Annotated in this window: 23 protein-coding genes; 14 read left to right on the plus strand and 9 right to left on the minus strand. The window is 64.5% G+C overall.

Annotated features, from left to right (window positions below):
• Window positions 1-2 precede the first annotated feature (2 nt).
• Entirely contained in the window at window positions 3-1,448 is a 1,446-nt protein-coding gene (locus AC1ROB_RS02200; RefSeq protein WP_492972391.1) for an NAD(P)-dependent oxidoreductase, read from the minus strand.
• 412 nt (window positions 1,449-1,860) lie between these two features.
• Here AC1ROB_RS02200 and AC1ROB_RS02205 point away from each other — a divergent pair, with 412 nt between their 5' ends.
• Window positions 1,861-3,306: a peptidoglycan-binding domain-containing protein gene (locus AC1ROB_RS02205; protein WP_492972390.1), complete on the plus strand. Its 1,446-nt coding sequence runs from the start codon at window positions 1,861-1,863 to the stop codon at window positions 3,304-3,306.
• Window positions 3,306-4,010: a hypothetical protein gene (locus tag AC1ROB_RS02210; protein WP_492972389.1), complete on the plus strand. Its 705-nt coding sequence runs from the start codon at window positions 3,306-3,308 to the stop codon at window positions 4,008-4,010. The genes AC1ROB_RS02205 and AC1ROB_RS02210 overlap by 1 nt, the downstream gene beginning before the upstream one ends.
• On the opposite strand, the gene AC1ROB_RS02215 is transcribed toward AC1ROB_RS02210, so the two are convergent.
• Window positions 3,987-5,132, minus strand: a complete 1,146-nt coding sequence (locus AC1ROB_RS02215; RefSeq protein ID WP_492972388.1) for an acyltransferase family protein — start codon at window positions 5,130-5,132, stop codon at window positions 3,987-3,989. The genes AC1ROB_RS02210 and AC1ROB_RS02215 overlap by 24 nt on opposite strands.
• 54 nt (window positions 5,133-5,186) lie before the next feature.
• Here AC1ROB_RS02215 and AC1ROB_RS02220 point away from each other — a divergent pair, with 54 nt between their 5' ends.
• Window positions 5,187-6,065, plus strand: coding sequence for a LytTR family DNA-binding domain-containing protein (locus tag AC1ROB_RS02220; RefSeq protein WP_492972387.1), 879 nt, complete (start codon window positions 5,187-5,189; stop codon window positions 6,063-6,065).
• A 2-nt stretch (window positions 6,066-6,067) separates the two neighbouring features.
• Here AC1ROB_RS02220 and AC1ROB_RS02225 read toward each other — a convergent pair whose 3' ends face one another.
• Window positions 6,068-7,033 carry a complex I NDUFA9 subunit family protein gene (locus AC1ROB_RS02225; protein WP_492972386.1) on the minus strand — a complete coding sequence of 322 codons (966 nt, stop codon included), beginning with the start codon at window positions 7,031-7,033 and terminating at the stop codon, window positions 6,068-6,070.
• A 104-nt stretch (window positions 7,034-7,137) separates the two neighbouring features.
• Here AC1ROB_RS02225 and AC1ROB_RS02230 point away from each other — a divergent pair, with 104 nt between their 5' ends.
• Window positions 7,138-7,338: a superinfection immunity protein gene (locus AC1ROB_RS02230; protein WP_492972385.1), complete on the plus strand. Its 201-nt coding sequence runs from the start codon at window positions 7,138-7,140 to the stop codon at window positions 7,336-7,338.
• Here the strand turns inward: AC1ROB_RS02230 and AC1ROB_RS02235 are convergent.
• Window positions 7,335-7,796 (minus strand): hypothetical protein, encoded by a 462-nt coding sequence (locus AC1ROB_RS02235; protein ID WP_492972384.1) that lies wholly within the window; start codon window positions 7,794-7,796, stop codon window positions 7,335-7,337. The genes AC1ROB_RS02230 and AC1ROB_RS02235 overlap by 4 nt on opposite strands.
• 76 nt (window positions 7,797-7,872) lie before the next feature.
• Window positions 7,873-9,297, minus strand: coding sequence for a sodium:proton antiporter (locus AC1ROB_RS02240; protein ID WP_492972383.1), 1,425 nt, complete (start codon window positions 9,295-9,297; stop codon window positions 7,873-7,875).
• A gap of 166 nt (window positions 9,298-9,463) precedes the next feature.
• On the opposite strand from AC1ROB_RS02240, the gene AC1ROB_RS02245 reads away from it, so the two are divergent.
• The 6 genes from AC1ROB_RS02245 (at window position 9,464) to AC1ROB_RS02270 (ending at window position 14,943) form a co-directional block, all read left to right on the plus strand.
• Window positions 9,464-10,276 carry a DeoR/GlpR family DNA-binding transcription regulator gene (locus AC1ROB_RS02245; RefSeq protein WP_492972382.1) on the plus strand — a complete coding sequence of 271 codons (813 nt, stop codon included), beginning with the start codon at window positions 9,464-9,466 and terminating at the stop codon, window positions 10,274-10,276.
• Between the two features lie 3 nt (window positions 10,277-10,279).
• Window positions 10,280-11,290 (plus strand): extracellular solute-binding protein, encoded by a 1,011-nt coding sequence (locus AC1ROB_RS02250; RefSeq protein WP_492972381.1) that lies wholly within the window; start codon window positions 10,280-10,282, stop codon window positions 11,288-11,290.
• A 131-nt stretch (window positions 11,291-11,421) separates the two neighbouring features.
• A complete protein-coding gene (locus tag AC1ROB_RS02255; RefSeq protein WP_492972380.1) occupies window positions 11,422-12,240 on the plus strand; it encodes an ABC transporter permease in 819 nt (272 codons plus the stop codon).
• A gap of 2 nt (window positions 12,241-12,242) precedes the next feature.
• Window positions 12,243-13,055, plus strand: a complete 813-nt coding sequence (locus AC1ROB_RS02260) for an ABC transporter permease (protein WP_492972379.1) — start codon at window positions 12,243-12,245, stop codon at window positions 13,053-13,055.
• Window positions 13,048-14,094, plus strand: a complete 1,047-nt coding sequence (locus AC1ROB_RS02265) for an ABC transporter ATP-binding protein (RefSeq protein WP_492972378.1) — start codon at window positions 13,048-13,050, stop codon at window positions 14,092-14,094. The genes AC1ROB_RS02260 and AC1ROB_RS02265 overlap by 8 nt, the downstream gene beginning before the upstream one ends.
• A gap of 24 nt (window positions 14,095-14,118) precedes the next feature.
• Window positions 14,119-14,943 (plus strand): phosphodiesterase, encoded by an 825-nt coding sequence (locus AC1ROB_RS02270; RefSeq protein WP_492972377.1) that lies wholly within the window; start codon window positions 14,119-14,121, stop codon window positions 14,941-14,943.
• Window positions 14,944-14,985: 42 nt separating this feature from the next.
• Here the strand turns inward: AC1ROB_RS02270 and AC1ROB_RS02275 are convergent, their stop codons facing one another.
• Window positions 14,986-16,434, minus strand: a complete 1,449-nt coding sequence (locus tag AC1ROB_RS02275) for a CHAD domain-containing protein (protein WP_492972376.1) — start codon at window positions 16,432-16,434, stop codon at window positions 14,986-14,988.
• 340 nt (window positions 16,435-16,774) lie between these two features.
• On the opposite strand from AC1ROB_RS02275, the gene AC1ROB_RS02280 reads away from it, so the two are divergent.
• Window positions 16,775-18,496 (plus strand): GNAT family N-acetyltransferase, encoded by a 1,722-nt coding sequence (locus AC1ROB_RS02280; RefSeq protein ID WP_492972375.1) that lies wholly within the window; start codon window positions 16,775-16,777, stop codon window positions 18,494-18,496.
• A gap of 4 nt (window positions 18,497-18,500) precedes the next feature.
• Here the strand turns inward: AC1ROB_RS02280 and AC1ROB_RS02285 are convergent, their stop codons facing one another.
• Window positions 18,501-20,768: a PAS domain S-box protein gene (locus tag AC1ROB_RS02285; protein WP_492972374.1), complete on the minus strand. Its 2,268-nt coding sequence runs from the start codon at window positions 20,766-20,768 to the stop codon at window positions 18,501-18,503.
• Window positions 20,769-20,919: 151 nt separating this feature from the next.
• On the opposite strand from AC1ROB_RS02285, the gene AC1ROB_RS02290 reads away from it, so the two are divergent.
• Window positions 20,920-21,306 (plus strand): response regulator, encoded by a 387-nt coding sequence (locus tag AC1ROB_RS02290; RefSeq protein WP_492972373.1) that lies wholly within the window; start codon window positions 20,920-20,922, stop codon window positions 21,304-21,306.
• On the opposite strand, the gene AC1ROB_RS02295 is transcribed toward AC1ROB_RS02290, so the two are convergent.
• Window positions 21,307-21,714: an MAPEG family protein gene (locus AC1ROB_RS02295; RefSeq protein WP_492972372.1), complete on the minus strand. Its 408-nt coding sequence runs from the start codon at window positions 21,712-21,714 to the stop codon at window positions 21,307-21,309.
• 191 nt (window positions 21,715-21,905) lie between these two features.
• Between AC1ROB_RS02295 and AC1ROB_RS02300 the strand changes: the two genes are divergently transcribed.
• The gene (locus tag AC1ROB_RS02300; protein ID WP_492972371.1) at window positions 21,906-22,250 is read left to right on the plus strand and encodes a hypothetical protein; all 345 of its coding nucleotides are present in this window, start codon (window positions 21,906-21,908) and stop codon (window positions 22,248-22,250) included.
• A gap of 18 nt (window positions 22,251-22,268) precedes the next feature.
• Complete coding sequence (locus tag AC1ROB_RS02305; protein ID WP_492972370.1) at window positions 22,269-23,954, plus strand: methyl-accepting chemotaxis protein; 1,686 nt, start codon at window positions 22,269-22,271, stop codon at window positions 23,952-23,954.
• Here the strand turns inward: AC1ROB_RS02305 and rnk are convergent.
• A complete protein-coding gene (gene rnk, locus AC1ROB_RS02310) occupies window positions 23,951-24,373 on the minus strand; it encodes a nucleoside diphosphate kinase regulator (RefSeq protein WP_492972369.1) in 423 nt (140 codons plus the stop codon). The genes AC1ROB_RS02305 and rnk overlap by 4 nt on opposite strands.
• Window positions 24,374-24,423: the final 50 nt, after the last annotated feature.

A 24,423-nucleotide genomic window follows, 5' to 3' on the forward strand; every position in this document is an offset into this window, starting at 1 on the left:
CCTCACTCCGCCGCTGCAGCCGCCGGCTGCAGCTTGGCCTGGATATAGCTGTGGATGGCGTCGGCACAGTCGCGGCCGTCGCGGATCGCCCAGACAACGAGGCTGGCACCGCGCACGATGTCGCCGGCCGCGAACACGCCCGGCATGTTGGTCATCTTGCTGCGCGCCGAAATCTTCACCGTGCCCCAGCGGGTGACTTCCAGGTTCGGCGCCTTGAACTGCTGCGGCAGCTCTTCCGGATCGAAGCCCAGTGCCTTGATGACGAGATCGGCCGGCTGGTCGAAATCAGCATTTTCAATTTCCACCGGCATCTGGCGGCCGCCGGCATCGGCCGGACCGAGCTTCATGCGGCCGGCATGAACAGCCGTGACATCGCCCTCGCCGCGGAAGCTTTTCGGCAAGCTGAGCCAGACGAACTCGACGCCCTCTTCCTCAGCATTCTTCACTTCGCGCATCGAGCCCGGCATGTTGGCCTTGTCGCGGCGATACAGGCAGTGCACGGCGGTGGCGCCCTGACGGATGGCGGTGCGCACGCAGTCCATCGCGGTGTCTCCGCCGCCGATGACCACCACCTTCTTGCCGGCAGCGTTCAGCTTGCCGCTTTCATACTCGGCGACCGTGTCGCCCAGGCCATGCTTGTTGCTGGCGGTGAGATAGGTCATCGCCGGCACGATATTGTCGAGACCCGAACCCGGGGCCTGGATGTCGCGCGCCTTGTAGACGCCGGTGGCGATCAGCACGGCATCGTGCTTCTTGCGCAGCTCGTCCAGCGTGGCGTCGCGGCCGACTTCGAAATTGAGATGGAATGTCACACCGGCCTCGGCGAACAGCTTGGAGCGGCGCTCGACCACGCTCTTCTCCAGCTTGAAGTTCGGGATGCCATAGATCATCAGGCCGCCGGGACGGTCGTAGCGGTCGTAGACATGCACCTGATAGCCCAGCCGGCGCAGCTTGTCGGCGGCGGCAAGGCCGGCCGGACCGGCGCCAATGATGCCGATGCTCTGCGCCCGCTCGCCGTTCACCGGATGCGGGGCCTGCACCCAGCCTTCCTCGAAGGCCTTCTCGGTGATGTATTTCTCGATCGAGCCGATGGTGACGGTGCCATGGCCCGACTGCTCGATCACGCAGTTGCCTTCGCAGAGCCGGTCCTGCGGGCAGATGCGGCCACAGACTTCCGGGAAGGTGTTGGTCGCCTGGCTGATCTCATAGGCCTCTTCCAGGCGGCCCTCGGCGGTCATGCGCAGCCAGTCGGGGATATTGTTGTGCAGCGGGCAATGCACCTGACAGAAGGGCACGCCGCATTGCGAGCAGCGCGAGGCCTGCTCATCGGCCTTGGTGGCGGCGAATTCGCGGTAAATCTCGTCGAAGTCGTGAGCGCGTTCGGTGGCCGCGCGCTTGTCAGGCATGGCCTGGGCGGTCTGCACGAACTTCAGCATCTTCTCGGCCATCGCGAACTCCGGAACCCTGGGGCAGGGATAGTAAGAACTCAGGGACACCCCGGGCGCAGGTCTGTGTCATCGAAAGACGCGAAAGGCCGGTACGCTGGGGCGGAATGCACCTTTTATTGCCCCAGAGCTTGGCAATCAAGCAAAAAATGTTCGATAGGTCATCTTTGTTGACCTTTTCGATTGTTGCGTCTTCTGTTTATGGGGCCTGAACAGGGCTCGCCCCTGTGGATGACTCATAAATAGGACCGATATGATACTATATGACGCACAAGCTATTGAAAATATTGATTGGTCCGGTGATGCCTAATTGGGCACATCAGAATCCTTGTGGTTGCAAATTATTGCTGGTGCAGATTGAGGTTGCAGTATAAGAACATATAGTGTACATTAAAAAGAAACGCCGGAGCCCGCCATGTCTCTCTCCTCACCCGACCGTCACCCCCGCTCTTATCCGCGCCCTGTGGGGCCAGAGGTTTCTGAAGCGGACGTCTTCAAGCTGCGCGGTCCGGTTGGGGTCGAAGCCGCCAACGACCGCGACGATGTCATCCGGGCACAGATCCTGCTCGCCCATACCGGCGATTACGACATGGCCCGCCTGGGCGGGCCGACCGGCTGGGCCGGCAGTGAGCTGTTCCGCGCCATGCGCCGCTACCAGAGCCGCAAGGGTCGCACCGTCGACGGGGTGATGCTGCCCGACGGTGAAACCATGGCATCGCTGCATGATGATCTCGGCGAGCTTCTGTCCGGCCAGCTGCCGCCGACTGCCGACGATGTCGATCGGCATCATGAGGTCATCGCCGCCCATCGCGCTGCTGGCCACGACACGCCGAGGCCGCGCACCGCCCTGGTCATGCCGGGCGAAAACGAACCGGCCTGGTTACGGCGGGGGACCGATGTCGTCAGTGATGTCGAGCCGCCTCAGCCGCCAGCCTTCCAGGCCGGGGCACAAATCGCGCAGGCAACGACGGCGATCCAGCAGGGGATGCTGACGGCGCCCGGTGCTGCCGCCCGCAACACGCCCGCCAATGCGAAAATCGCGCGGGAAATCGAAAAGCGGGTCGAGGACACAATCAATCTGCTCACCCTGCCTGTCCAGGTGCAGCGGTACATGATGGACGACACACCACCGGCCCTGCCATCCATCCTGCTCGACCCGGCTATCGCAGCTGCGACGAAGACACCACCGCGCATGCCCAGCGCCCCGGAAGAACCACCACCGGAAGGCAGCAAGCCCGAAGAGCGCGAGCCGAGCCTGGAAGAACTGATCCCGCCGGAGCTGAAGCCATGGGCCGAAGGACTGGAACCCTTCGATCAGCAGCTCGCCCGTGAATTGCTGCTGATCTACAACCGGCGCGGCGGCCCGAGCACCATCAAAGGCAACGCCATCGGCGTGAAGGAAGCGATCGATGCCTTCAAAAAATATAAGGCGCTGGCGAGCAACATAAAACATGTCGGTGGTTCGCATTTACCGGACAACGGTGAACCGGGCCACGAGAACAAGAATAACTATCGGGAAGAGCGCTACTACCAAAACAAGCAGACCGAGGGGCGTAAGGGCGCGAGCTGGGCGGATATTACCTTTGAAATTAAATCGCCGTTATCAAAAGAGCTCGGTTTCGAATATCTGCATCTCAGCAGCGCCAGGCTGCTGAAGGATGGCAAAACCGCCATCAGCGATGAGCGCGAAAAGAAAGCCAGGCTGGAGCGGAACCACCCGGAATCCCGCGTGGTATTTATGGAGAAGCCAGCCACGGTCAAAGACATTCCTTATGACTGGAAAAGCTATCAGGCACGGATCAAGGATTTTGCCGAAAGACTGGCTGAAGAACTTGACGCCATGCGCGAGGAGAACAGGTGATGACAGAGAAATTTTCCGTCAAGACCCGCTATGTCTGGTTCACCTATGCCGACTGGCAGGTTTTTTCCGATGCGCTGGCCGAGGCCTATCCGCAGGCACGCTATGATATGCGTCCCTTGCACACGGTTGGACCTGCTCGTCCGGAGCCCCTCTGGGAAAACCGTTTTATGGATATGCCCCTGACTCAATGGGGTCCCGAAAACTGGGCCGGCCAGCACGCGATGGTTTTCGATCCGCACTGGCTGCCCCGATACAAGACTTACCGCCTCAATGACGATCCTCCCGATACAATACGCTGGGGCGGAGACAACAGTACTCCGTTGCCCTTCGTGAAATTCGGCCCATGCACAGCGCCCACTGCGGACGAACTGGCCACCATCACGACATTCGAACACAGCGAGATCAACTATTTCTGTGCGGGTGACGACAAACCTGCCGCGGCGCATATGCGCCGGTTCTTCCGCCTGCTGGACAAACTCTGCACCAACCGGAACCAGGCCCATTACCGTTTGCCATCCTTCGAGCTCTCCAGTATCGAAGCGAGAGGATCATGGTTCTGGTTCGGCCATGACGCGATCCGCTGGGTGCGTGAAGATCCTCGACGTACCTTCAGATACATGGTCAAGGACTCGGGCATACGGCCGGTGACAGAGGAGGAGATGGTGCAACTCAAGGCACAGTTAACGCCTCCGCAATCCGAATAGTGGTCTGAGCCGGTTGATGCGCCGCACGATTTCGTAGCCGGTGAAACACGCCGTCGCGGTCGCTGCAATCAGGATCACACCTTCCTGCCACGCCGGCAGGCCGAGCGGGGTGAGGTTATGACCCAGCACCACGATCACCGTCTGGTGGATGATGTAGAAGGGAAAGATCGCATCGGTGAGGTAGCGCCGTGCGGGACCATCATGGTTGAGCAGCCGGCGCGCGAAGCCGAGCAATGCCAGGATCCAGACCCACTGGTCGCTGGCCAGCAGCACCGGCCGCATCCAGCCCGGCACCGCGCCGCCCAGCATGACCCAGACGATGGTGGCATAACAGGCGAGCCCCAGCAGCAGCGCCGCCCAGCGCAGGCGGTCGATCGCCATCCACACCGCATCGGATTTCGCGATGCCATAGCCGAACAGGAACAGCGCAAGATAGACCGGATGCAGATACCAGTCGTCGAACAGCGCATGGGTTTCGCCGAACAGCGGCCGCAAGGTAAGACGCAGCAAGATCAGCAGCAGCGCCGGCGCCAGCAGCAGCACCAGCGGACGGCCGAGCATGGTTTCCAGCCATGCCACCAGGCCACGCATCGCATCGCCATGCAGCCAGGGCCGCAGCCCGATCACGATCATGCTGTAGACCCAGAGATAGGCAACGAACCACAGGTGATTCCAGGTCGGCACGATCAGCGGCGCGCCCTTGATCCGCCAGCCGTCATAAAACGAGATGTATTTCACATAGAAGGCCACCCAGCCCTCGGCATAGCCCAGCTTCTCGACGATCTCGGCATAGGTCTGCGGCGGCACGATCACCAGCATGCCGAAGACCAGCGGCAGCAGGAGCCGGGCGCTGCGACTTTTCGCCATGGTACCGCGCGATGTCTTGTCGGCCATGAACCGCGTGGCGCAGCCGGCGATCAGAAACAGCAGCGCCAGCCGCCAGGGATTGGTCAGCACCATCAGCGGCTGCAGACCAAGTGGATCTCCCGGGCCGGCATGGGCGCTTTTCACATGCCAGTCCCAGGAGACGAAAAACATGCCGATATGGTATAGGATCAGCAGTCCGAAGGCGGCGATGCGCAGCCAGTCGAGATCGTAACGGCGGTCAGACATACCAGACATGGAACCCTTTTCCGTGACAGCAGATGCAAGACGTCCTGGCCGGGTTAGCCGACCGTGAACGCCAATGCCAATATCGCCGGGACGAGCGGCGGGGCTGCTGTGACGAGCGGCAATATTGCGGATTTTATCGGTTTTTCGCCACGGCTGTGGCTCGGCTATGCGGCGGCCCTGCTGATCGCCGCCGGGCTGGGCGCCTCCTCCTTCTGGATCGAGGATACCCGCAACGGCATCGCCCTGCCGGGCTGGTGCTATGCCGTCACCGAACTGACCAGCGTGGCGGTGCTGTTCGCGCTCACCCCCTGGCTGCTGCGGCTCACCGCCCGGCTCGATCCCGCCCGGCTGGGCTGGCCGCGTGTCATCGCCGGGCATCTGTTCGGCTTCGCCATCGGCAGCACTCTGCATATCGCCGGCATGGCGGCGCTGCGCATCCTGCTGTTCCCGCTGTTCGGCCAGACCTACCGCTTCGGCCGTGAGGACCAGCTCGGCCTGCAGCTGCTCTATGAGGTGCGCAAGGATGCGGCGATCTATCTGGGCCTGGTGGCGCTGGCCTGGCTGTTCGCCGCCGCCCGCCGCCGCGCCGCCGTCACCGTGGTGACCGTGCCGGCTACGGCAACCACGCCGCGCCGCCTGGAAATCCGCGATGGCGCGAAACGCACCTGGCTGGATCCGGCCGAGATTCTATGGGCTGAAGCCGCCGGCAATTACGTCGAGCTGCATCTGGCCCACCGCAGCCTCTTGCAAAGGCAGACTCTAGCCTCGCTCGAAGAGGATCTGGCCGACCAGGATTTCGTGCGCATCCACCGCTCGCGCCTGGTCAACCGCCGCCATGTGCGCAGCCTGGCCGGCAACGACAGCGGCGATTTCACGCTGACACTGAATGACGGCCGCCAGATCGCCGGCAGCCGGCGCTGGCGCGACAGTTCAGGACTTTAGATTTACGAGAAGCGCGGTTCGAATTTGCCGCCGCCGCGACGGTAGCGGTAGAGATAGGTCTCGATCAGGCCTTCCACCGGAGTCGGCGCCTCGATGCCAAGATCCTTCAGGTTCTTCGCGCCTTCGCTCACCACATTGTCGGCTTTCAGCAGCGCGATCTGGTCGCGGGTGATCGGCGGCGCGAAGATCGGCTGCAGCTCCAGCGCAAAGGCCAGCGGCTTGAGCGCGAAGCCCGGCACCGGCACCAGCAGGCGCTTCTTGTGGATGGCGGCCAGCGTGAGCTGCATGATCTCTTTCATGCTGTAGGTCTTGGGCCCGCCGAGTTCGTAGGTCTGGCCCACAGCGCTGTCATCGGTCAGCGACCGCACGATGGCCTCGGCCACATCGCCAACATAGACCGGCTGAAGTTTCGTATGACCGCCATCGACCAGCGGCAGCACCGGGGTCATCGCCGCCATCGAGGCGAAGCGGTTGAAGAAATCGTCTTCCGGGCCGAATACCACGCTGGGGCGGATGATGGTGGCGCCGGCAAAGCGGCGCTGCACACCGGCCTCGCCGGCCGCCTTGCTCTTCGCATAATCCGAACCGCTGTCGGCATTGGCACCGATGGCGGAAACATGAACCAGCTTCTTCGCACCGGCCTCCGTGGCCGCCGCAGCGATCAGTTCCGCGCCCCGCGCCTGAACAGCGCCGAATTTCTGCGCGCCGCGCTCGAACAGGATGCCGACGCAGTTGATCACCGCATCCGAACCCTGCACGGCCGCCTGCACCGAGGGGGCGACGCGGATATTGGCCTGCACGATCTCGATCTGGCCGACCGCACCCATCGGCTTGAGGAACAGGCCTTCCTCGGGACGGCGGATCGCCACCTTCACCCGCGCGCCCTGCTGGGCCAGCTTCTGGACGACATAGCGGCCGATGAAACCGGACCCGCCGAACACGGTGACAAGCTGGTTGCGCAGCGACATGGCGCCATTCCCCTGCAATGAAGCGAAATCTAGGCCGGACTATAGCGATTTTGCCGCCGCCGCCAATGCTTTGCAGTGTCACAGGAGCCGCGTATCCTGCCCGCATGGGTGCCGGATTCCCCACCGTTGTCATTGGCCTGCTGCTGGGCGCCGTCTATTTCCTGCCCAGCCTGCTGGCCTGGCGGCGCAATCACCGCTGGCGCCAGAAGATCATGGTCGCCAACCTGCTGGTCGGCTGGACCGTGATCGGCTGGGCGGTCTGCCTGGGACTGGCGCTCAGCCGGCCGAAGGCAGCACCGCTTTAACCGCCAAGCCGCCGGACATTGCCCGCCGCCACCCGCTGCACCGGCGCCAGCGCCGCGCTGCCGGACCGGGTCAGCGCCGTACCCAGCTGCATCGACTGATCCTGCCAGCGCGACAGCCAGGCCTGCATGAAATCGAACTGCGCCGCGAAAGCCGCCGCCGGCGTCCGCGCGCGCGCCACCATCTGCGCCACGCTGGCCATGCGGAATACCTCGGCCATGGCGAAACTGCTCATTCGCGTGGTCATCCGCATCGTGTGCTGCATCACCACCAGGCCCGACAGTGCTGCGGCGCCAAGCTTTTCCGGCACCATGCGAGCGGCTTCCGCATGATCGCCCCGGGCTGCGAGCGTCAGCCGCCGGGCAATCACCTGGCCGGAGGCAACGCCCAGCGCCGCCGTCTTGATCGCCGTCATGCGGAGCGCGGCCGCACCGCGCCGGGCGGTTTTCTGCTGTTTCATCGGGAGTCCTTCAGGTGCAAGGAGAAATCGGTCCTGACAAGAACTCACCAGCCGTCGCTTAGTGCCGTGACAGACCCTAGAGCAGCCAGATCAGCGTCACCAGCCCGAACGGCAGCAGCAGGATCGGGAAAGACCACAGCATGTAGCCGAAGAAGCCGGGCATGCGGATGCCGGCCTGTTCGGCGATCGCTTTCACCATGAAGTTCGGCGCGTTGCCGATATAGGTGAGCGCGCCCATATAGACCGCCCCCATCGAGATCGCCAGCAAGGTCGAGGCCAGCGGCCCCATCAGCGCCCGCGCATCGCCGCCAGCCACGTGGAAGAACACCAGATAGGTCGGCGCATTATCCAGGAAGGCGGACAGCAGGCCGGTGAGCCAGAAATACATCTCGTCGCGCGGCGCGCCGTCGGCATCGCTGCTGAGCGCGATCAGGCCGGCCAGCGCCCCGTCGCTGCCGGCGCGCAGGATGGCGATCACCGGGAAGATGGTGATGAAGATGCCGGCAAACAGTTTTGCGACCTCGGCAATCGGCTCCCAGGTGAAGCCGTTGGCGATGCGGCTGTCGCGTTTCGTCACCAGCAGCGACAGGCCAGCCAGCAAAAGCAGAAGGATGTCGCGCGCCAGATTCTGCGGCGCCACCGCGATGCCGAAAACATTCAGCTGCAGCGCCGGCTTCCACGCGCCTGACAGCAGCACGGCTCCAATCACGCCGCCGAGCAGCAGCAGATTGATCCCGCCCTCGACGCCCAGACCATTGAAGAATGGGCCGCGCGTATCGGGCGTCGGATCGCGGACGATGCCGTCCTTCAGATAGTAATGCCGGTCTATGACATAGAAGACGCCCAGCAGGATGATGCCGAGCAACAGCGTCGGCGTCAGCATCGCCCGCAGTGTCCAGAAGAAATCGATGCCGTTGAGGAATCCGAGGAACAGCGGCGGATCGCCCAGCGGCGTCAGCGCACCGCCGACATTGGCGACCAGAAAAATGAAGAACACCACCACATGTACGTTATGCGGCCGGTTGTCGTTGGCGCGCAGCAGCGGCCGGATCAGCAGCATGGCCGCGCCGGTGGTGCCCATGAGACTGGCGAGCAGGGTGCCGAGCGCCAGCAGGCCGGTGTTGAGGCGCGGGCTGCCATGCAGGTTGCCGGTGATGCGCACGCCGCCGGCGATGGTGAACAGCGCCAGCAGCAGAATGGTGAAGGGCAGGTATTCCAGCAGCGCCACATCGGCCATCACATGGGCCGCTGCGCTGATGCCGTCGCGCAGGCCGTAGGGGACCAGGAAGGCCAGGGCCCAGAAGCCGGCGATCTTGCCGTAATGGTGATGCCAGAAGGCTGGCGCGATCAGCGGCAGGAGTGCAATCGACAGTAAAATGCCGGCAAAGGGCAGGCCCCAGGACAGGCTCAGGCCCGCGCCGTCGAGCCCGGCGGCATGCGCCGGTGCGGCAATCAGGATGAGAAGAAGAAGGCTGCAGGCAGGGATCAGAATCTGTCGCATACCCTCACCCTGCCACTTTTTCGCACTGCACAACAACCTGAGGGATCTCTATCGTCTATTTTCATTTAGTGAGTAGCAAAATCATCATTCGCGTGTCATTTTACCGAAATAAACGGCTGCCAATCATCATTCGCACATGAGCAGCCGAATGGGACAGGAAACGACCATGGCAGCCGAGCTTTCGGCCGACGACCGCGCGCGCGCCATCATCGCCGTGGTGGAGGCGCAGGGCTATCAGACCATCAAGGCGCTGGCGGGCCAGCTCGGCAAGACCGAACAGACCATCCGGCGCGACGTCACCCTGCTCTGCGACCGCGGCCTGCTGCGGCGTCGCCATGGCGGCGTCGAGCTGCCGCCCGAGGGCGAGAACCTCGCCTATCCCGCGCGCCAGGTGCTGAACTACCAGGCCAAGCGCCGCATCGGCGAACTGGTCGCCGGCGAAATTCCCGAAAACGCCTCGCTGTTCTTCGGCATCGGCACCACGCCCGAGCAATGCGCGCTGGCCCTGCTCGATCACGCCAGCCTGCGGGTGATGACCAACAACGTGAATGTGGCGATGGCGCTGGCACGCAATCCGTCCTGCGAGATCACGCTGGCCGGCGGTCGCATGCGCAATCTCGACCGCGACGTGATCGCCGGCGAGGCCCATGGCTTCTTCAGCCGCTTCAATGCCGATATCGGCATCTTCGGCGTCGCCGGCGTGGCCGAGGACGGCACGCTGCTCGACTTCAGTCCCGACGAGGTGCATATGCGCCAGAGCCTGGCGCAGCACTGCCGCCAGCGCTTCCTGGTGCTCGACCATTCGAAATTCGGCCGCAACGCCACGGTGCGCGGCGGCCATATCACCGAGGCGACCGCTGTCTTCACCGACAGGCCGGTGCCTCCCGCCATTGCCGGCCAGTTGAAAGAAGCCGGCATCCGTCTCGTCGTCTGGTCCGACGACGCCGCTCATACTGCACCTACCAACGGGAGAGGCTGAATCATGTTCAAACGTATTCTTCTGGCGACTGTACTCGGCATCGCTACGCTCGGCAGCATCGCCGACGCATCGGCGCAGCAGCGCGCCATCTGCTACAACTGCCCGCCGGAATGGGCCGACTGGGGCTCGCAGCTTAAAGTCATCCAGTCCAAGCTCGGCATCACCGTGCCGCCGGATAACAAGAATTCCGGCCAGGCCATCGCCGCCCTGATCGCCGAGAAGGCCAATCCGGTCGCCGATGTCACCTATCTGGGCGGCATTGCTGCCGATCCGGCCAAGGATGCCGGCGTGCTGTCGCCCTACAAGCCGGTGAACTGGGACAAGATCCCCGCCGACCTGAAGGATCCGGACGGCAACTGGTTCACCATCCACTCAGGCACGCTCGGCCTGTTCGTCAACAAGCAGGCGCTGGGCAACAAGCCGGTGCCGCAGAGCTGGGCCGACCTGCTGAAGCCCGAATACAAGGGCCTGGTCGGCTATCTCGATCCCACCTCGGCGGCTGTCGGCCAGCTCGGCGTGATGGCGGTGAACCTCGCGCTCGGCGGCAGCTACGACAACCTCGATGCCGGCATCAAATACTTCAAGGACCTGCAGAAGAACCAGCCGATCGTGCCGAAGCAGACGTCGTATGCCCGCGTGATCTCGGGCGAAATCCCGATCCTGCTGGATTACGACTTCAACGCCTATCGCGGCAAATACACCGACAAGTCGCCGGTGGAATTCGTGATCCCGAAGGAAGGCAGCGTGGTCTTCCCCTATGTGATGGGCCTGACCAACAAGGGCCCGAACCCGGACAACGGCAAGAAGGTGCTGGACTTCGTGCTCTCGGATGAAAGCCAGGCCATGTGGGGCAATGCCTATCTGCGCCCGGTCTTCGCCCAGCATCTGTCGGCCGACGCCAAGGCGAAGTTCCTGCCCGACGCCGACTATGCGCGTGCCAAGCCGATCGACCTGAAGAAGCTGGCCGTCGCCCAGAAGGTGATCGTCGACCGCTACAACAAGGAAGTGAACTGAAGTTACGTGAAGGCGGACATTAAACAGTTATCTCGTCATTCCCGCGAAAGCGGGAATCCAGACCAACCGCCGGCCTGGACCCCCGCTTTCGCGGGGGTGACGATGTGACTGGCAAGGAAACGACGTAAAAAATGCAACGCGAAACGCGACGCCTGATTCTGCTTCTGCTGCCGGCCGGCATATTCTTCGCGGCCTTTTTCCTGATTCCGATGGCCGAGCTGTTCCTGATCGGCGGCACCGGCAAGGATGGCTGGGCCGCCTATGCCGCCATCCTCACCAACGCGAATTATTTCAACAGCCTGATCGCCACGCTGATCGTCGCCACGCTGACCACCGTGGTGACGCTGGCGATCAGCGGCATCAGCGGCGTGTTCCTGCAGCGCCACAAATTTCCCGGCAACGGCGCGCTGGTCGCCATGCTGACCTTCCCGCTGGCCTTCCCCGGCGTGGTCATCGGCTTCATGGTCATCATGCTGGCCGGCCGCCAGGGCCTGATCGGCACGGTGGCCCAGGCACTGACCGGCGACAAGATCGTCTTCGCCTATTCGCTGGCCGGCCTGTTCATGGGCTATGTCTATTTCTCCATCCCGCGCACCATCCTCACCGTGATGGCCGCAGCGGAGAAGCTTGACCCCAAGCTGGAAGAAGCCGCGCGCTCGCTCGGCGCCTCGCCCTTCCGCGTCGTGGTCGATGTCATCATCCCGGGGCTCAAGCCCGCCTTCATCTCGGCCGGCGCGATCTGCTTCGCCACCGCCGTCGGCGCCTTCGGCACGGCCTTTACGCTGGCGGCGCGCATCAACGTGCTGCCGATGGTGATCTATACCGAGTTTACGCTGTCGGCCAATATCGCCATGGCAGCGGCGCTCAGTTTCGTTTTGGGCGCGGTCACCTGGATCGTGCTGGCGCTGGCGCGCACGGCGGCCGGCGGCACTGTTGCGGCGGCGGGTTGACCATGCATAAGAAATGGCTCTTCGCCCTGCAGCTCGGTTTCACGCTGATCGTTTGCGCCTTCCTGATCGTGCCGGTGGTGCTCTCCATCATGGCGGGCCTGACGGTGAACTACCTGGTCGGCATCGAAAGCGGACTGACTTTGCGCTGGGTCTTCGAGGTGTGGAACGGCTATCGCGACACCATCTTCCTCTCGGTCGGCATCTCGCTCGCCTGCCTGGCGGTCACGCTGGTCCTCGGCATCCCGACGGCCTATGTGCTGGCGCGGCGCCAGAGCGCCATGAGCCGCGCCATCGAGGAACTGCTGGTGATGCCAGTGGCTGTCCCTGGATTGGCGACCGCGCTGGCGTTGATCGTCACCTATGGCAGCCTGTCGGGCTTTCGCACCAGCTGGGGCTTCATCCTGGTCGGCCATGTGCTGTTCACCCTGCCCTTCATGGTGCGCAGCGTGCTGGCCGTGCTGATGGCCATCGATCTGAAGACCCTTGAAGAAGGCGCGTCCTCGCTCGGCGCCGGATTCATCGCCCGTTTCCGCGACATCGTGCTGCCCAACTGCCGTACCGGCATCCTTGCCGGCTCGCTGATGGTAGTGACCCTGTCGATGGGCGAGTTCAACATGACCTGGCTGCTGCACACACCCTTCACCAAGACGCTGCCGGTCGGTCTGGCCGACGCCTACGCGTCGCTCCGGCTGGAGATCGGCAGCGCCTACACGCTGGTCTTCTTCCTGATGATCATGCCGCTGCTGCTGGCCCTGCAGGCCTTTGCGCAGCCGCGAATGAAAAAGTTTGTCGCCGAGGACGATACCCATGCGTGAGCAATTCAATCCGATGTCGATCGCGCTGACCAACTGCGCCAAGACCTTCACCGATGGCACCCGCGCGCTGGAGCCGCTCGATCTCTCCATCAACGCGGGCGAGACCGTGGTCTTCCTCGGCCCCAGCGGCTGCGGCAAGACCACAACATTGCGCATCATCGCCGGCCTGGAAGAACCCGACGCCGGCGGCAAAGTATTGTTCGATGGCAGGGATGTGACGCAGACGCCGATCGAGCAGAGAAACGTCGGCATGGTGTTCCAGTCCTATGCCCTGTTCCCCAACATGTCGGTGGCCGAAAACATCGGCTACGGCCTGAAGATCCGCAAAATGCCGGCCGACCAGATCAAGACCCGCGTCGGCGAGATGCTGGGCATGATGCAGATCGAGAAGCTGGCCAACCGCAAGATCGACCAGCTGTCGGGCGGTCAGCGCCAGCGCGTCGCGCTCGCCCGTGCGCTCGCCGTGCGGCCGCGCGCGCTGCTTCTCGACGAACCGCTCACGGCCCTCGATGCCAAGCTGCGCGATACCCTGCGGCTGGAGATCGACACGCTGCTGCGCAGCCTGAAGATCACCGCGATCTACGTGACCCATGACCAGGCCGAGGCCATGGCGCTGGGCGACCGCATCGTGGTGATGGAGCATGGCCGCGTCGCCCAGATCGGCGCGCCGCGCGACATCTACCAGAAACCGGCCACGCGTTTCGTCGCCGATTTCATCGGCACCATGAATCGCCTGAACGGCGCCGCGCGCAACGGCATCTTCACCTGCCGCGCCGGCGACCTTGCCTGGGCCGAGGCGCCGGCGCATGTCACCGAAATCCTGTTCCGGCCTGAGGATATCCGGGTCGCCGAAGCCGGCGAGCAGACCGGTCTGCACGGCACCGTCGCGGCCGCCTTCTTCCTCGGCGACCGCACGCGGCTGTTTGTCGATGTCGGCGAGAAACAGCCGCTGGTGATCGAAAGCACGGCGCGCCGCGATTTCAGCCATGGCGAGCAGGTTGGCCTGACCATCGACCCGCGCGGTATACTGGTTCTGTAAGGACGAGCGTAAGGAGCAGCGCCCATGCTGATCGCCCAGATCACCGACACCCATATCAAACTGCCGGGCAAGCTGGCCTATCGCAAGGTCGATACCGCCGCGATGCTGGAGCGCTGCGTCGCCCATCTGGCCACGCTGAAGCAGCAGCCCGACCTGATCCTGCTCACCGGCGACCTGGTCGATCTCGGCCGGCCGGAGGAATACGACCATCTGAAAGCCATTCTGGCACCGATCCGCCAGCGCATCATCGCCATCCCCGGCAATCATGACGAACGCGATGCGATGCGCGACGCCTTCGCCGGCGGCGGTTACCTGCCGCGCGAACGCGGCAGCTTCCTGCAGTTCGTGATCGAGGGCGACTATCCGCTGCGCATCATCGGCCTCGACACCCTGATCCCCGGCCAGGGCGGTGGCGAGCTGTGCGATGCGCGGCTGACCTGGCTGGATGAAGCCCTGCGGCAGAAGCCGGATGCACCGACCCTGGTGATGATGCATCATCCGCCGTTCCAGACCGGCATCGGCCATATGGACAAGATCGGCCTGAAAGGTGCCGCCGGCTTCGAGGCCATCGTCGCGCAGCACAGCCAGATCCGCCTGATCCTCTGCGGCCATCTGCATCGCACGATACGCGCCGATGTCGGCGGCCGCAGCGCGCTGACCTGCCCGAGCCCGGCGCATCAGGTGGCGCTGGATATCGATGACGCGGCGCCGAGCCGCTTCACCATGGAGCCACCGGGCTACATGCTGCACTGGTGGAATGATGGCAGGCTGGTCAGTCATACGGTGGCGATCGGCGACTATGACGGCCCGCATCCCTTCCACGGTCCGGACGGCAGGCTGATCGACTGAGAGAAGACGTGGATGCCCGGAACAAGTCCGGCTATCCGCGTCTTAATCTTCCAGCGCGTCCTTCCAGAACGGCTTGATCCTGTCGAAGGCGTTCCAGGCATCGCCAAGATGGGCGAGCTGCAGCTGCTGGCGGCCCGCAAACCAGGCGGCGATCGCCGCCGCTGCCGGGTCGCGGTCCGGCGTCGCGAGGATATTCTCGATCAGGCGGCTGCCCACCGCGGCGTCATTCAGAGCGCCCAGGCAATCCTGCAGCTCGGCCAGCGCAACGCTGAAGCGGCGGCTTTCCTTGCGGCTGAAGGCGCTGCGGAAGAATTCCGCCGCATAGCGCAGCTTCTTGGCGCGGATGCGCAGATCGTGCAGCGCCTCGGTTTCCAGGCTGGCATGGTCGCGGCCGAGCTTGCGCAGCTTCTTGCGACGCCGCTGCAGCAGCGCGGCGGCGAAGTGCGAGACGGGCTTTGCCGCAATATCAGCCGCGGTGACGGCCGAGCCGTCGAGCACCGCATCGAGAAAACACTCCAGGCCGAGACGGAAGCTGGCGGTGCGCGGCGCCAGCAGGGCGGCCTGCAGGGCCTGCTGCGCGGCGGTGCGGCGATCCTCCAGCACCACGGCCAGATGCTGCAATCCGCGTGCCGGATCGGGCAGGCGCTGCAGCGGCACCAGGGTTTCGGCGAGGAAGACATCAATGTCGCGCTTGCGGCCAAGAGGCCCGTTGAGCCAGCGCAGATCGTCGAGCAGCGGCGACAGCCGGTCGGCATCCAGCAGATCGGCGAACAGCGCAATCGCCGAGCGCAGCCGGCGCAGCGCCACCCGCATCTGATGCACGCCTTCCGCATCGCGGTCGCGCAGCACCGGCAGCAGATTGGCATCGAACTGCGCCAGGCACTGCCGGGCGATGGCGACGAAGGCAGCGGCGGTATCGGAGTCTTCGCTCAGGCCGGTCTCGAAAGCCGCGGCACGCAGCGGCAGCGGTTCAACCAGATCGAGGTCGGCGGCGGCCTGCACCAGCGGCGCGGCCCCGCTCCAGCGCAGATCGCAATCGAGCCCCAGTTCGGCGGCGATGGCATGCAGCGCCGGGGCGGCGGAATCGGCAGCGCCCTGCAGCACCAGCGCCTCGTAAGCCACCTGCTGCTTGCCGCGGCCAAGCGTGACGCCATGCACCTGCAGCTCCAGGCTCTGGCCGTCGCGTTCCAGCGCCCAGGCCTGGCCCTTGAGCGTGCCGGTGGCGAGGATCTGCAGTTCACCGGCCACCGCCGGTGCATCGCCCGTCGCATGACCCGCGACTGGCAGCATGGCATGACGCAGCCCGGCTCTATCCTCGAGGCCGAGACAGAGCCAGCCATCGGCCGCAAATCGGCGATCGGAGGTATCGAGCAGGCGGAGATCGGACTGCACGCGGCGGCCGCGAAGGCCGCTCAGCAGGGGATGTTTGCGTATACGGGTCAGCGAGCCCGGGGCCAGGCCAAGACGCAGCAGCGCGGGCAGTTCGCTCATGGCGGCGGACTCTATCGGAGCGTCGGCGAAAAAGTCAAACAACTCAGGCGTTTACGATTGTTACAGTTCTGCGAAACCGCAGCCTCGCAGACCCATGCCTCAATTCCGCCCCTTTTATCGGCTTAAGTGTGGTTCAGGCAGCTTTCGCAGCCTGCCGGGCCGTCCGGCACAGGTCTTCCCCCCAAGACCGTCGGACGGCCCTTTATTTTCAGCCCCCGCATATATCCATATATCCCGTCGCCGGATTTTACGCCGCTGCGACACCGTGACCGGAATTTGCCCGGGGAATTTGCCTAGGGCCTGGGGCGTTTCTTTCCGTCCCTCCCCAAGCGAGTCCGTCATGACCAAACCTTCCGTCAAAGCCAAGACCAAACCCCTGCAGCAGGCCGCGCCGCGCAAACGCAGCGCCCCGGCGAAAAGCAGCGCATCGGCCAAAGGCAGCGCATCGGTCAAAGGCAGCACGGGGGCGAAAACCGGGCCCGTGGAAAAGCCGCGCCTGGTGCTGCGCAATGCCACGCCCCATGACATCCCCGGCATCCGCGCCCTCACCGGCAAGGTCTATGCCGCGATGGGATCGGACGGCGCCTATACCACGGCGCAGCTACGCGGCCATCAGCATCATTTCCCCGAAGGCCAGTTCGTCGCCGTCTATGACGAGGTGGTGGTGGGTTACTGCGCCACCTTCCGCATCGCTGAAAAGCTGGTGCTGAAACCCCATGACTGGGAAGGCATCACCGGACGCGGCTATGCGGCACGTCACGACGCCCAGGGCGACTGGCTCTATGGCCTGGAGGTCTGCGTCGATCCCGACTATCGCGGCCTGCGCCTGGGTCAGCGCCTCTACAATGCACGCCGCCAGCTCTGCCAGCATCTGCATCTGAAAGGCATTGTCTTCGGCGGCCGCATGCCCGGCCTGCATCGCCGCTGGATGCAGCTGCGGTCGGCGGAGAAATACCTGGAGCTGGTGCAGAGCGGCCGCCTGCGCGATCCGGTGATCAATTTCCAGCTGCGCAACAATTTCGAGCCGCTGGGCGTGCTGCGCGGCTACATGGACACTGACCATGAATCGCGCGGCCATGCCACGCATATGATCTGGCGCAATCCGGAATTCGGCGATACGGCCCATGACGCGCCGGCCAAGCCAGCCCTGCGGGCGCGCACCGCACGCGTCGCCGCCGTGCAGTATCAGCAGCGCCAGGTCGCTTCCTTCGAGGAATTCGCCAAGCAGGTGGAGTATTTCGTCGATGTGGTGGCGGATTACAAAGCCGACTTCGTGCTGTTCCCCGAACTCTTCACCCTGCAACTGCTGTCCATCGAGAACCGCAACGCGCCGGCCGCCGAGGCGGTCGCCGCACTGACCCGCTACACCGAGCGGCTGAAGGCGCTGTTTACCGAACTGGCGGTCAGCTACAACATCAATATCATCGGCGGCTCGCATCCGACCCGCGATCCGGCCGATGGCCATGTCTACAACATCTGCTATGTCTGCCTGCGCGATGGCGCCGTGCACGAACAGCGCAAGATCCATCCGACGCCGAACGAGCGCTACTGGTGGAACATCACCGGTGGCGACACCTCCAACGTGATCGAGACCGATTTCGGCCCGATCGGCGTGATGATCTGCTACGACGCCGAATTCCCCGAACTGTCGCGCCATCTGGTCGACCAGGGTGCGCAGATCCTGTTCGTGCCCTTCTGCACCGACGAGCGCCAGAGCTATCAGCGCGTGCGCTTCTGCGCCCAGGCGCGCGCCATCGAGAACCAGTGCTACGTGGTGATGGCGGGCAATGTGGGCAACCTGCCCAATGTGGAGAATATGGACATCCAATATGCCCAGAGCTGCGTGCTAACGCCGTGTGACTTCGCCTTCGCCCGTGACGGCATCGCCGCCGACACCACGCCGAATGTGGAAATGGTGGCCATCGCCGATGTCCAGCTCGACAGTCTGGCTGCTGCCCGGCAGAGCGGCACGGTGCAGAATCTGAAGGACCGCCGCTTCGACCTCTATAACGTCACCTGGAAGGAAACCGGTGCCGCCGCGCGGCGCGACGCCGCCGAGTGATCGGTCAGTCTTCCGGTTTTTTACCCAGCAGGGCTTCGACAGCCTCGGCCAGTTCGGCCTTCCGGACCGGCTTGGACAGGATGCGGGTGACGCCCTCGAAGGGCGTCCCGCGCAGCCGGGGCGTATCGACCGATCCGGACATGAAGAGGATCGGCAGGCCCGGCTTGTCGGCCACCACCTGCTGCGCCAGCGTCAGGCCGTCCATACCGCCCGGCATCTGCATGTCGGTCAGCACCAGATCGATCGGCAGGCCGCGGCGCAGCTCGATCAGGGCCTCATGGCCGCTGGCGGCCGGCAGGACGGAAAAGCCCAGGCTGCCGAGCAAGGCGGTGATCGTCGCGCGCACATCCTGGTTGTCATCGACGCACAGGATCAGCCGGCGGTTCGGCTCGTTCTCGGGCCGGCGCGCTGACAACCGCTCGCCCTCCAGCGCCGGCAGGTAGATACGAAATTCGGTGCCCTTGCCCGGCTGACTGTCGACCTCCAGATAGCCGCCGGACTGGACGACGAAGCCGTAGACCATGCTGAGCCCCAGGCCACTGCCCTTGCCGATATCCTTGGTGGTGAAGAAGGGTTCGAAGACGCGGGCCATCACATCGGGCGGCATGCCCTTGCCGGTATCGCGCAGCGCGATCATCACATAGGTGCCGACCGGCGCCACCTTCGTGGGCATCACCCGGGGTTCGTCCAGGTAGGTGACGGCCGTGCGGATATGCAGGGAGCCGGCACCGCCCATGGCGTCGCGCGCATTCAGCGCCATGTTGAGCAGCGCATTCTCCAGCTGGCCCGGATCGACCTCGACCATATACACATCCAGCGCCAGCGCCGCCTGCACGGCAACGCTGTCGCCGAGCGTCCGGCGCAGAATCTCCAGCGTGCCGTCGATCAGTTCGTTGACGTCGAGCCGCACCGGTTTGAGCTTCTGCTGGCGGCCGAAGGCCAGCAGGCGCTTGGTCAGTTCGGCGCCGCTGATGGCATTGCGCAGCGCCTGGTCGATCAGGCGCTTGCTCTCGCCGTCGCGCACCCGGTCGCCCAGCAGTTCCAAGTTGCCGACGATCACGGCCAGCAGATTGTTGAAATCATGCGCCACGCCGCCGGTGAGCTGGCCCAGCGCCTCCATCTTCTGGGCCTGGCGCAACTGGTCGCGCAGCTCTTCGGCCTGTCGGCGCTCGCTCATGTCGCGGGTGATATTCACATAACCGGTCAGCTTGCCACGTTCGTTGCGGATGGCGCTGACCACCACATGGACCCAGAAGCGGTGCCCATCCTTGCGCACCCGCCATTCCTCGTTGATATAGCGGCCCTTCTCGCGCGCGATGTGAAGCGCCTCCTCCGGCGCACCGGCGGCCCGTTCGGCCTCGGTGTAGAACATGTCACGGGTGTGGCCGATCACCTCCTCGGGCGTGTGGCCGGTGAGGTTCTGCGCACCGAGATTCCAGGTCAGGATGCGGCCGTCGGGATCCAGCATGAAGATGGCATAGTCGGTGATGGCATCGACCAGCAGACGGAAGCGCGCCTCGCTTTCCCGAATCTTCGCCTGGCTGCGGCGGTAGCGCGAAACGTCGTGGATGACGCCGACGAACTGCGGTTCGCCGTCGAAGATGAAGCTGCCGACGGCCAGTTCGAACGGAAAGACTGTGCCGTCCTTGCGCCGACCCATGACCTCGCGGCCAATGCCGATGATCCTCTTTTCGCCGGTCTGCAGGTGATGCCGCAGATAGCCGTCATGGGCGGAGTGATCCGGCTCGGGCATCAGCATCGATACATTCTGCCCGAGCACCTCATGGGGCTCATACCCGAACAGGCGCTCACAGGCGGGGTTGTACATTTTAACCGCGCCATTTTTGTCGATCATCATCAGCCCGTCGATGGCGGTTTCAACCACCTTCTTGAGGCGCGCCTCACTACGCTTGTATTCACTGATGTCGTGGATCACGCCAACATAGCTGGCACCGCCATCGCGCTGGTATTCGCCGACCGCCAGTTCGAAGGGAAACACGCTGCCATCCTTGCGGCGGCCCATCACCTCGCGGCCGATGCCGATGATCCGGCGCTCGCCGGTGGCGTGATAATGCGCGAGATAGCCATCATGCGCCGAGTGGTCCGGCTCGGGCATCAGCATCGAGACGTTGCGGCCCACGACCTCGGCGGCGGCATAGCCGAACAGGCGCTCGCAGGCCGGATTGAACAGACTGACCTGCCCATTCGCCTCGATCACAATCAGGCCATCGATGGCGGTTTCGACAACGGCCTGCAGCAGATCGCCGTTCATGGCTTGTTACCCGCAGTGGCTTTGCTATACTCAGTTCTACTATCTTTGATATGTCCCCGGCAAAATAAATTCGCCGCAAAAATGATCGGGGCAACTGCTCTTTGCAATGAGGAATTTACCGCCTCACCGGCAGAGAGACGAGGGAGTGGCCATGGCCCGCATTCTCGTTATCGATGACAACCCGGAATTCCGGGACATCCTGCGCACCCATCTGGTGGCCCATAATCATGAGATCGTACTGGCCGGCGATGGCGATCAGGGCCTGACCCTGCTGGAAGCCGGGAATATCGACATCGTGCTGACCGATATCCTGATGCCCCACCGCGACGGGGTGGAGGTGCTGCGCATGGTCAAGAAGCGCTGGCCGACGCTGCCGGTGATCGCGATTTCAGGCGGCGGCTGGATCGGGGCGACCGAACTGCTGGGCATGGCTGAGCGCCTGGGCGCCGATCAGGTGCTGACCAAGCCGGTGCGCCGCGACGACCTGCTGCGCGCGGTCGATGACGCGCTGGCCGAAATCCTGCGCAAGCGGGGCTGATTACGTGTAGCGCTGCAGCACCACCAGCAGCAGCCAGACCGATATCACCAGCATCGGCACGAAGGTGAGGCCGATGCCCAGCGTGCGGCCCGGCGAGCGGCCGGGGCCGCCCGACACGCCCCAGGCATGGACGATACGGCCAAGGAAGATGGCGGCGCCAAGCAGATGCAGCGCCCAGACCGGCGCCTGGCGCGACAGTTCGAGCAGGAATAGCAGCAGCAGAAGCAGCGGGACATATTCAATGAAGTTGCCCTGGGCGCGGATGGCACCCTGCAGCTCCGTATGGCCGCCATCGCCGAAACTGACCTTGTATCGTCCGCGCAGCATGATGACGCGCAGCGACAGGGCCAGCAGCAGCAGGCCGCAGAGCGCAGCATAAAGCGGGGTAACGGCAAAAGGCGGCAGCATCGTTAATCTCCGGGATACAACCCGCCTGTGGCGAGGTTCCTGATAATGACTCGACCCTACATACCGGAATTGTGCTTTCCGGGCCACAAGCCGGGCTTTTCCTGAAAAGCTGTGATCGGAAGCGGGCCCCGGCACGTAGAGTGTCCGATTGATAACTCGCCCGGCTCCGTTTCGTCACCGATAATTCTCCCATGTCCGCTCTCACCCGTTCCCGGCATGGCCGCATGGCCGGCCCGTGCATCATCATCATCGCCCTGCTGCCGCTGCTGGCCCTGCTGCTGCCCACCGCGGCGCCGGCCGGCATGCCACAGCGCCTGATCGTGCTGTTGCCCGCCGATGGCGATCTGGCGCAGGCGGCCCGCTATCTGGATGCCGCCGATGCCCGCGCGCTCGGCCAGGGCAACTGGTCGGGCCTGTGGCTGGTCTCGACCAGCGAAACCGATGCGCCGCAACGCCTCTATGCCGCCGGCGCCCGTCTGGTGCTGAATGGCAGCAGCCTGCTCGCCGGCTGTCTCGGCATCCGTCCCGTCTCCTAGTTTGAAACGAGTTCCACCATGAACGCCTCCCTGTTCCAGCTCTCCTCGCTCGACGACCTGCGCCGCCGCGCCAGCACCGTTTTCGTGATCTGGCTCTGGGTGCATCTGCCGCTGGTGGCCGCCGTCGCCTGGCTCAACAACGGCAAGCATCTGATCACCGGCAGCGTCATCGCTGCGGTGATCGCCGGCATCGCCACCTGGTTCTGCCGCACTGATCCTTCGGGCACGGCAACCCGACAGGTGGTGGCCGCCGCCTTTGTCGGCATGGCCTCGCTGCTGGTGTTTGCCGCCGAGGGGCCGTGGCAGATCGACCTGCATATGTATTACTTCGCGATCTTCGCCGTGCTCGCCGCCTATTGCGACTGGCGCGCCATCCTGACGGCGGCGACGCTGACCGCGCTGCATCACCTGACGCTGAATTTCGTGCTGCCGCTCGCCATCTTCCCCAATGGCGGCGATTTCGGCCGCGTCGTGCTGCATGCCATCATCGTGGTGGCGGAATGCGGTGTGCTGATCTGGCTCTCCCTGGTACTGGAAAACCTGTTCGACCGCTCGGCCGTCAGCCTGAAAGACATGCAGGCCAGCATGGCCGAACGCGAAAAGCTAGAACAGGCCGCAGCGCTTGAGCGCGAACGATTTTCTGCCGAACGCGCCGCCCAGGAAGCGCGCTTCGAACAGGCCATCGGCAGCGTGGTGGCCGCCGCCGCCGACGGCGACCTGGCCCAGCGCGTTGCATTAAGCGGCACCGACGGCGTGATGCTGCGGGTCGGCCAGTCGCTCAACACCCTGCTGGCACGCAGCGAGACCGTGTTCACGGCCGTGCAGGGCGTGACGGCGGCGATGGCGACCGGCGATCTGCGCCGCCGCATCACCGACGATTTCCACGGCCGCTTCGGCGACCTGGCCGCCGACATCAATGCCATGGGCGACAAGCTGCGCGGCTTTGCCGGTCGCCTGGCCGAAAGCGCCACCGCCGTGCGCGAGGCCTCGGCCGAGATTTCCGGCGGCAGCCAGGACCTGGCGCAGCGCACGGAATCGCAGGCCGCCAGCATCGAGGAAACGGCTGCGTCGATGCACGAGATCACGACCACCGTGAAGCAGAATGCCGACAATGCCCAGGCGGCCAACCAGCTGGCCGCCAACGCCCGCGACACCGCCGAGCGCGGCGGCACTGTGGTGGCCGATGCAGTGGCCGCGGTCAGCCGCATCGAGGACAGCGCCAAAAAGATCAGCGACATCATTTCGCTGATCGACGAGATCGCCTTCCAGACCAACCTGCTGGCGCTGAATGCCAGCGTCGAGGCCGCCCGCGCCGGCGAGGCCGGCAAGGGCTTCGCCGTGGTGGCGCAGGAAGTCCGCGCGCTGGCGCAGCGCTCGGCCAATGCCAGCAAGGACATCAAGGCGCTGATCGCCGAGTCGAACACGCAGGTGAAGACCGGCGCCACGCTGGTGAACCAGACCGGCGCCTCGCTGACCGAGATCGTGGCCGCGATCAAGAAGGCCTCCGATATCGTCGCCGAGATCGCCGCCGCGAGCCGCGAGCAGGCCACCGGTCTGGATCAGGTCAACACCGCGGTCGGCGCCATGGACGAACTCACCCAGCGCAACGGCGCGCTGGTGGAAGAGACCAATGCCGCCGCCCAGACGCTGGAAGGCCAGGCGCGGCAGCTGGCCGAACTGGTCGGCTTCTTCCGGACCGCCTAGAGGTCGTAGCGCCCGGTGCGCTCGGGCTGGTAAGCCACACGATGCAGCGTGATGCGGCGCACCGCGCCTGAGGCCATGGTCCAGGCGATGCTCTGGCCTTCCGCCAGGCCAATCAGTGCGGCGCCGACCGGCGTCGCCACCGACACCCGCGCCATATCGAGATCGGCTTCCGCCGGATAGACGAGCGTGAGCCAGTGGCTGCGCGCGCTGTGCTCGTAACCGAACACCACATGACTGCGCATGGTCACCGTGTCGCCCGGCATATCGGCCGGATCGACGACACGGGCGCGCGCCATTTCACTGTCGAGCATGTCGGCAACCGCCGGCTGGCGCGGACGCTGCTGCTCGGCAAGCGCAAGCAGGCGGTTGCAATCGGGCGCGGTGAGAGTGATGGCGGGACGCGGATCGAGGAAGGACACGACAGGACTCCGGGCCGCGGCCGGAGTCTCCGGCGCGGGTGCTTCAAGGA

Source organism: Ferrovibrio sp. GW821-FHT12F09 (assembly GCF_058806775.1).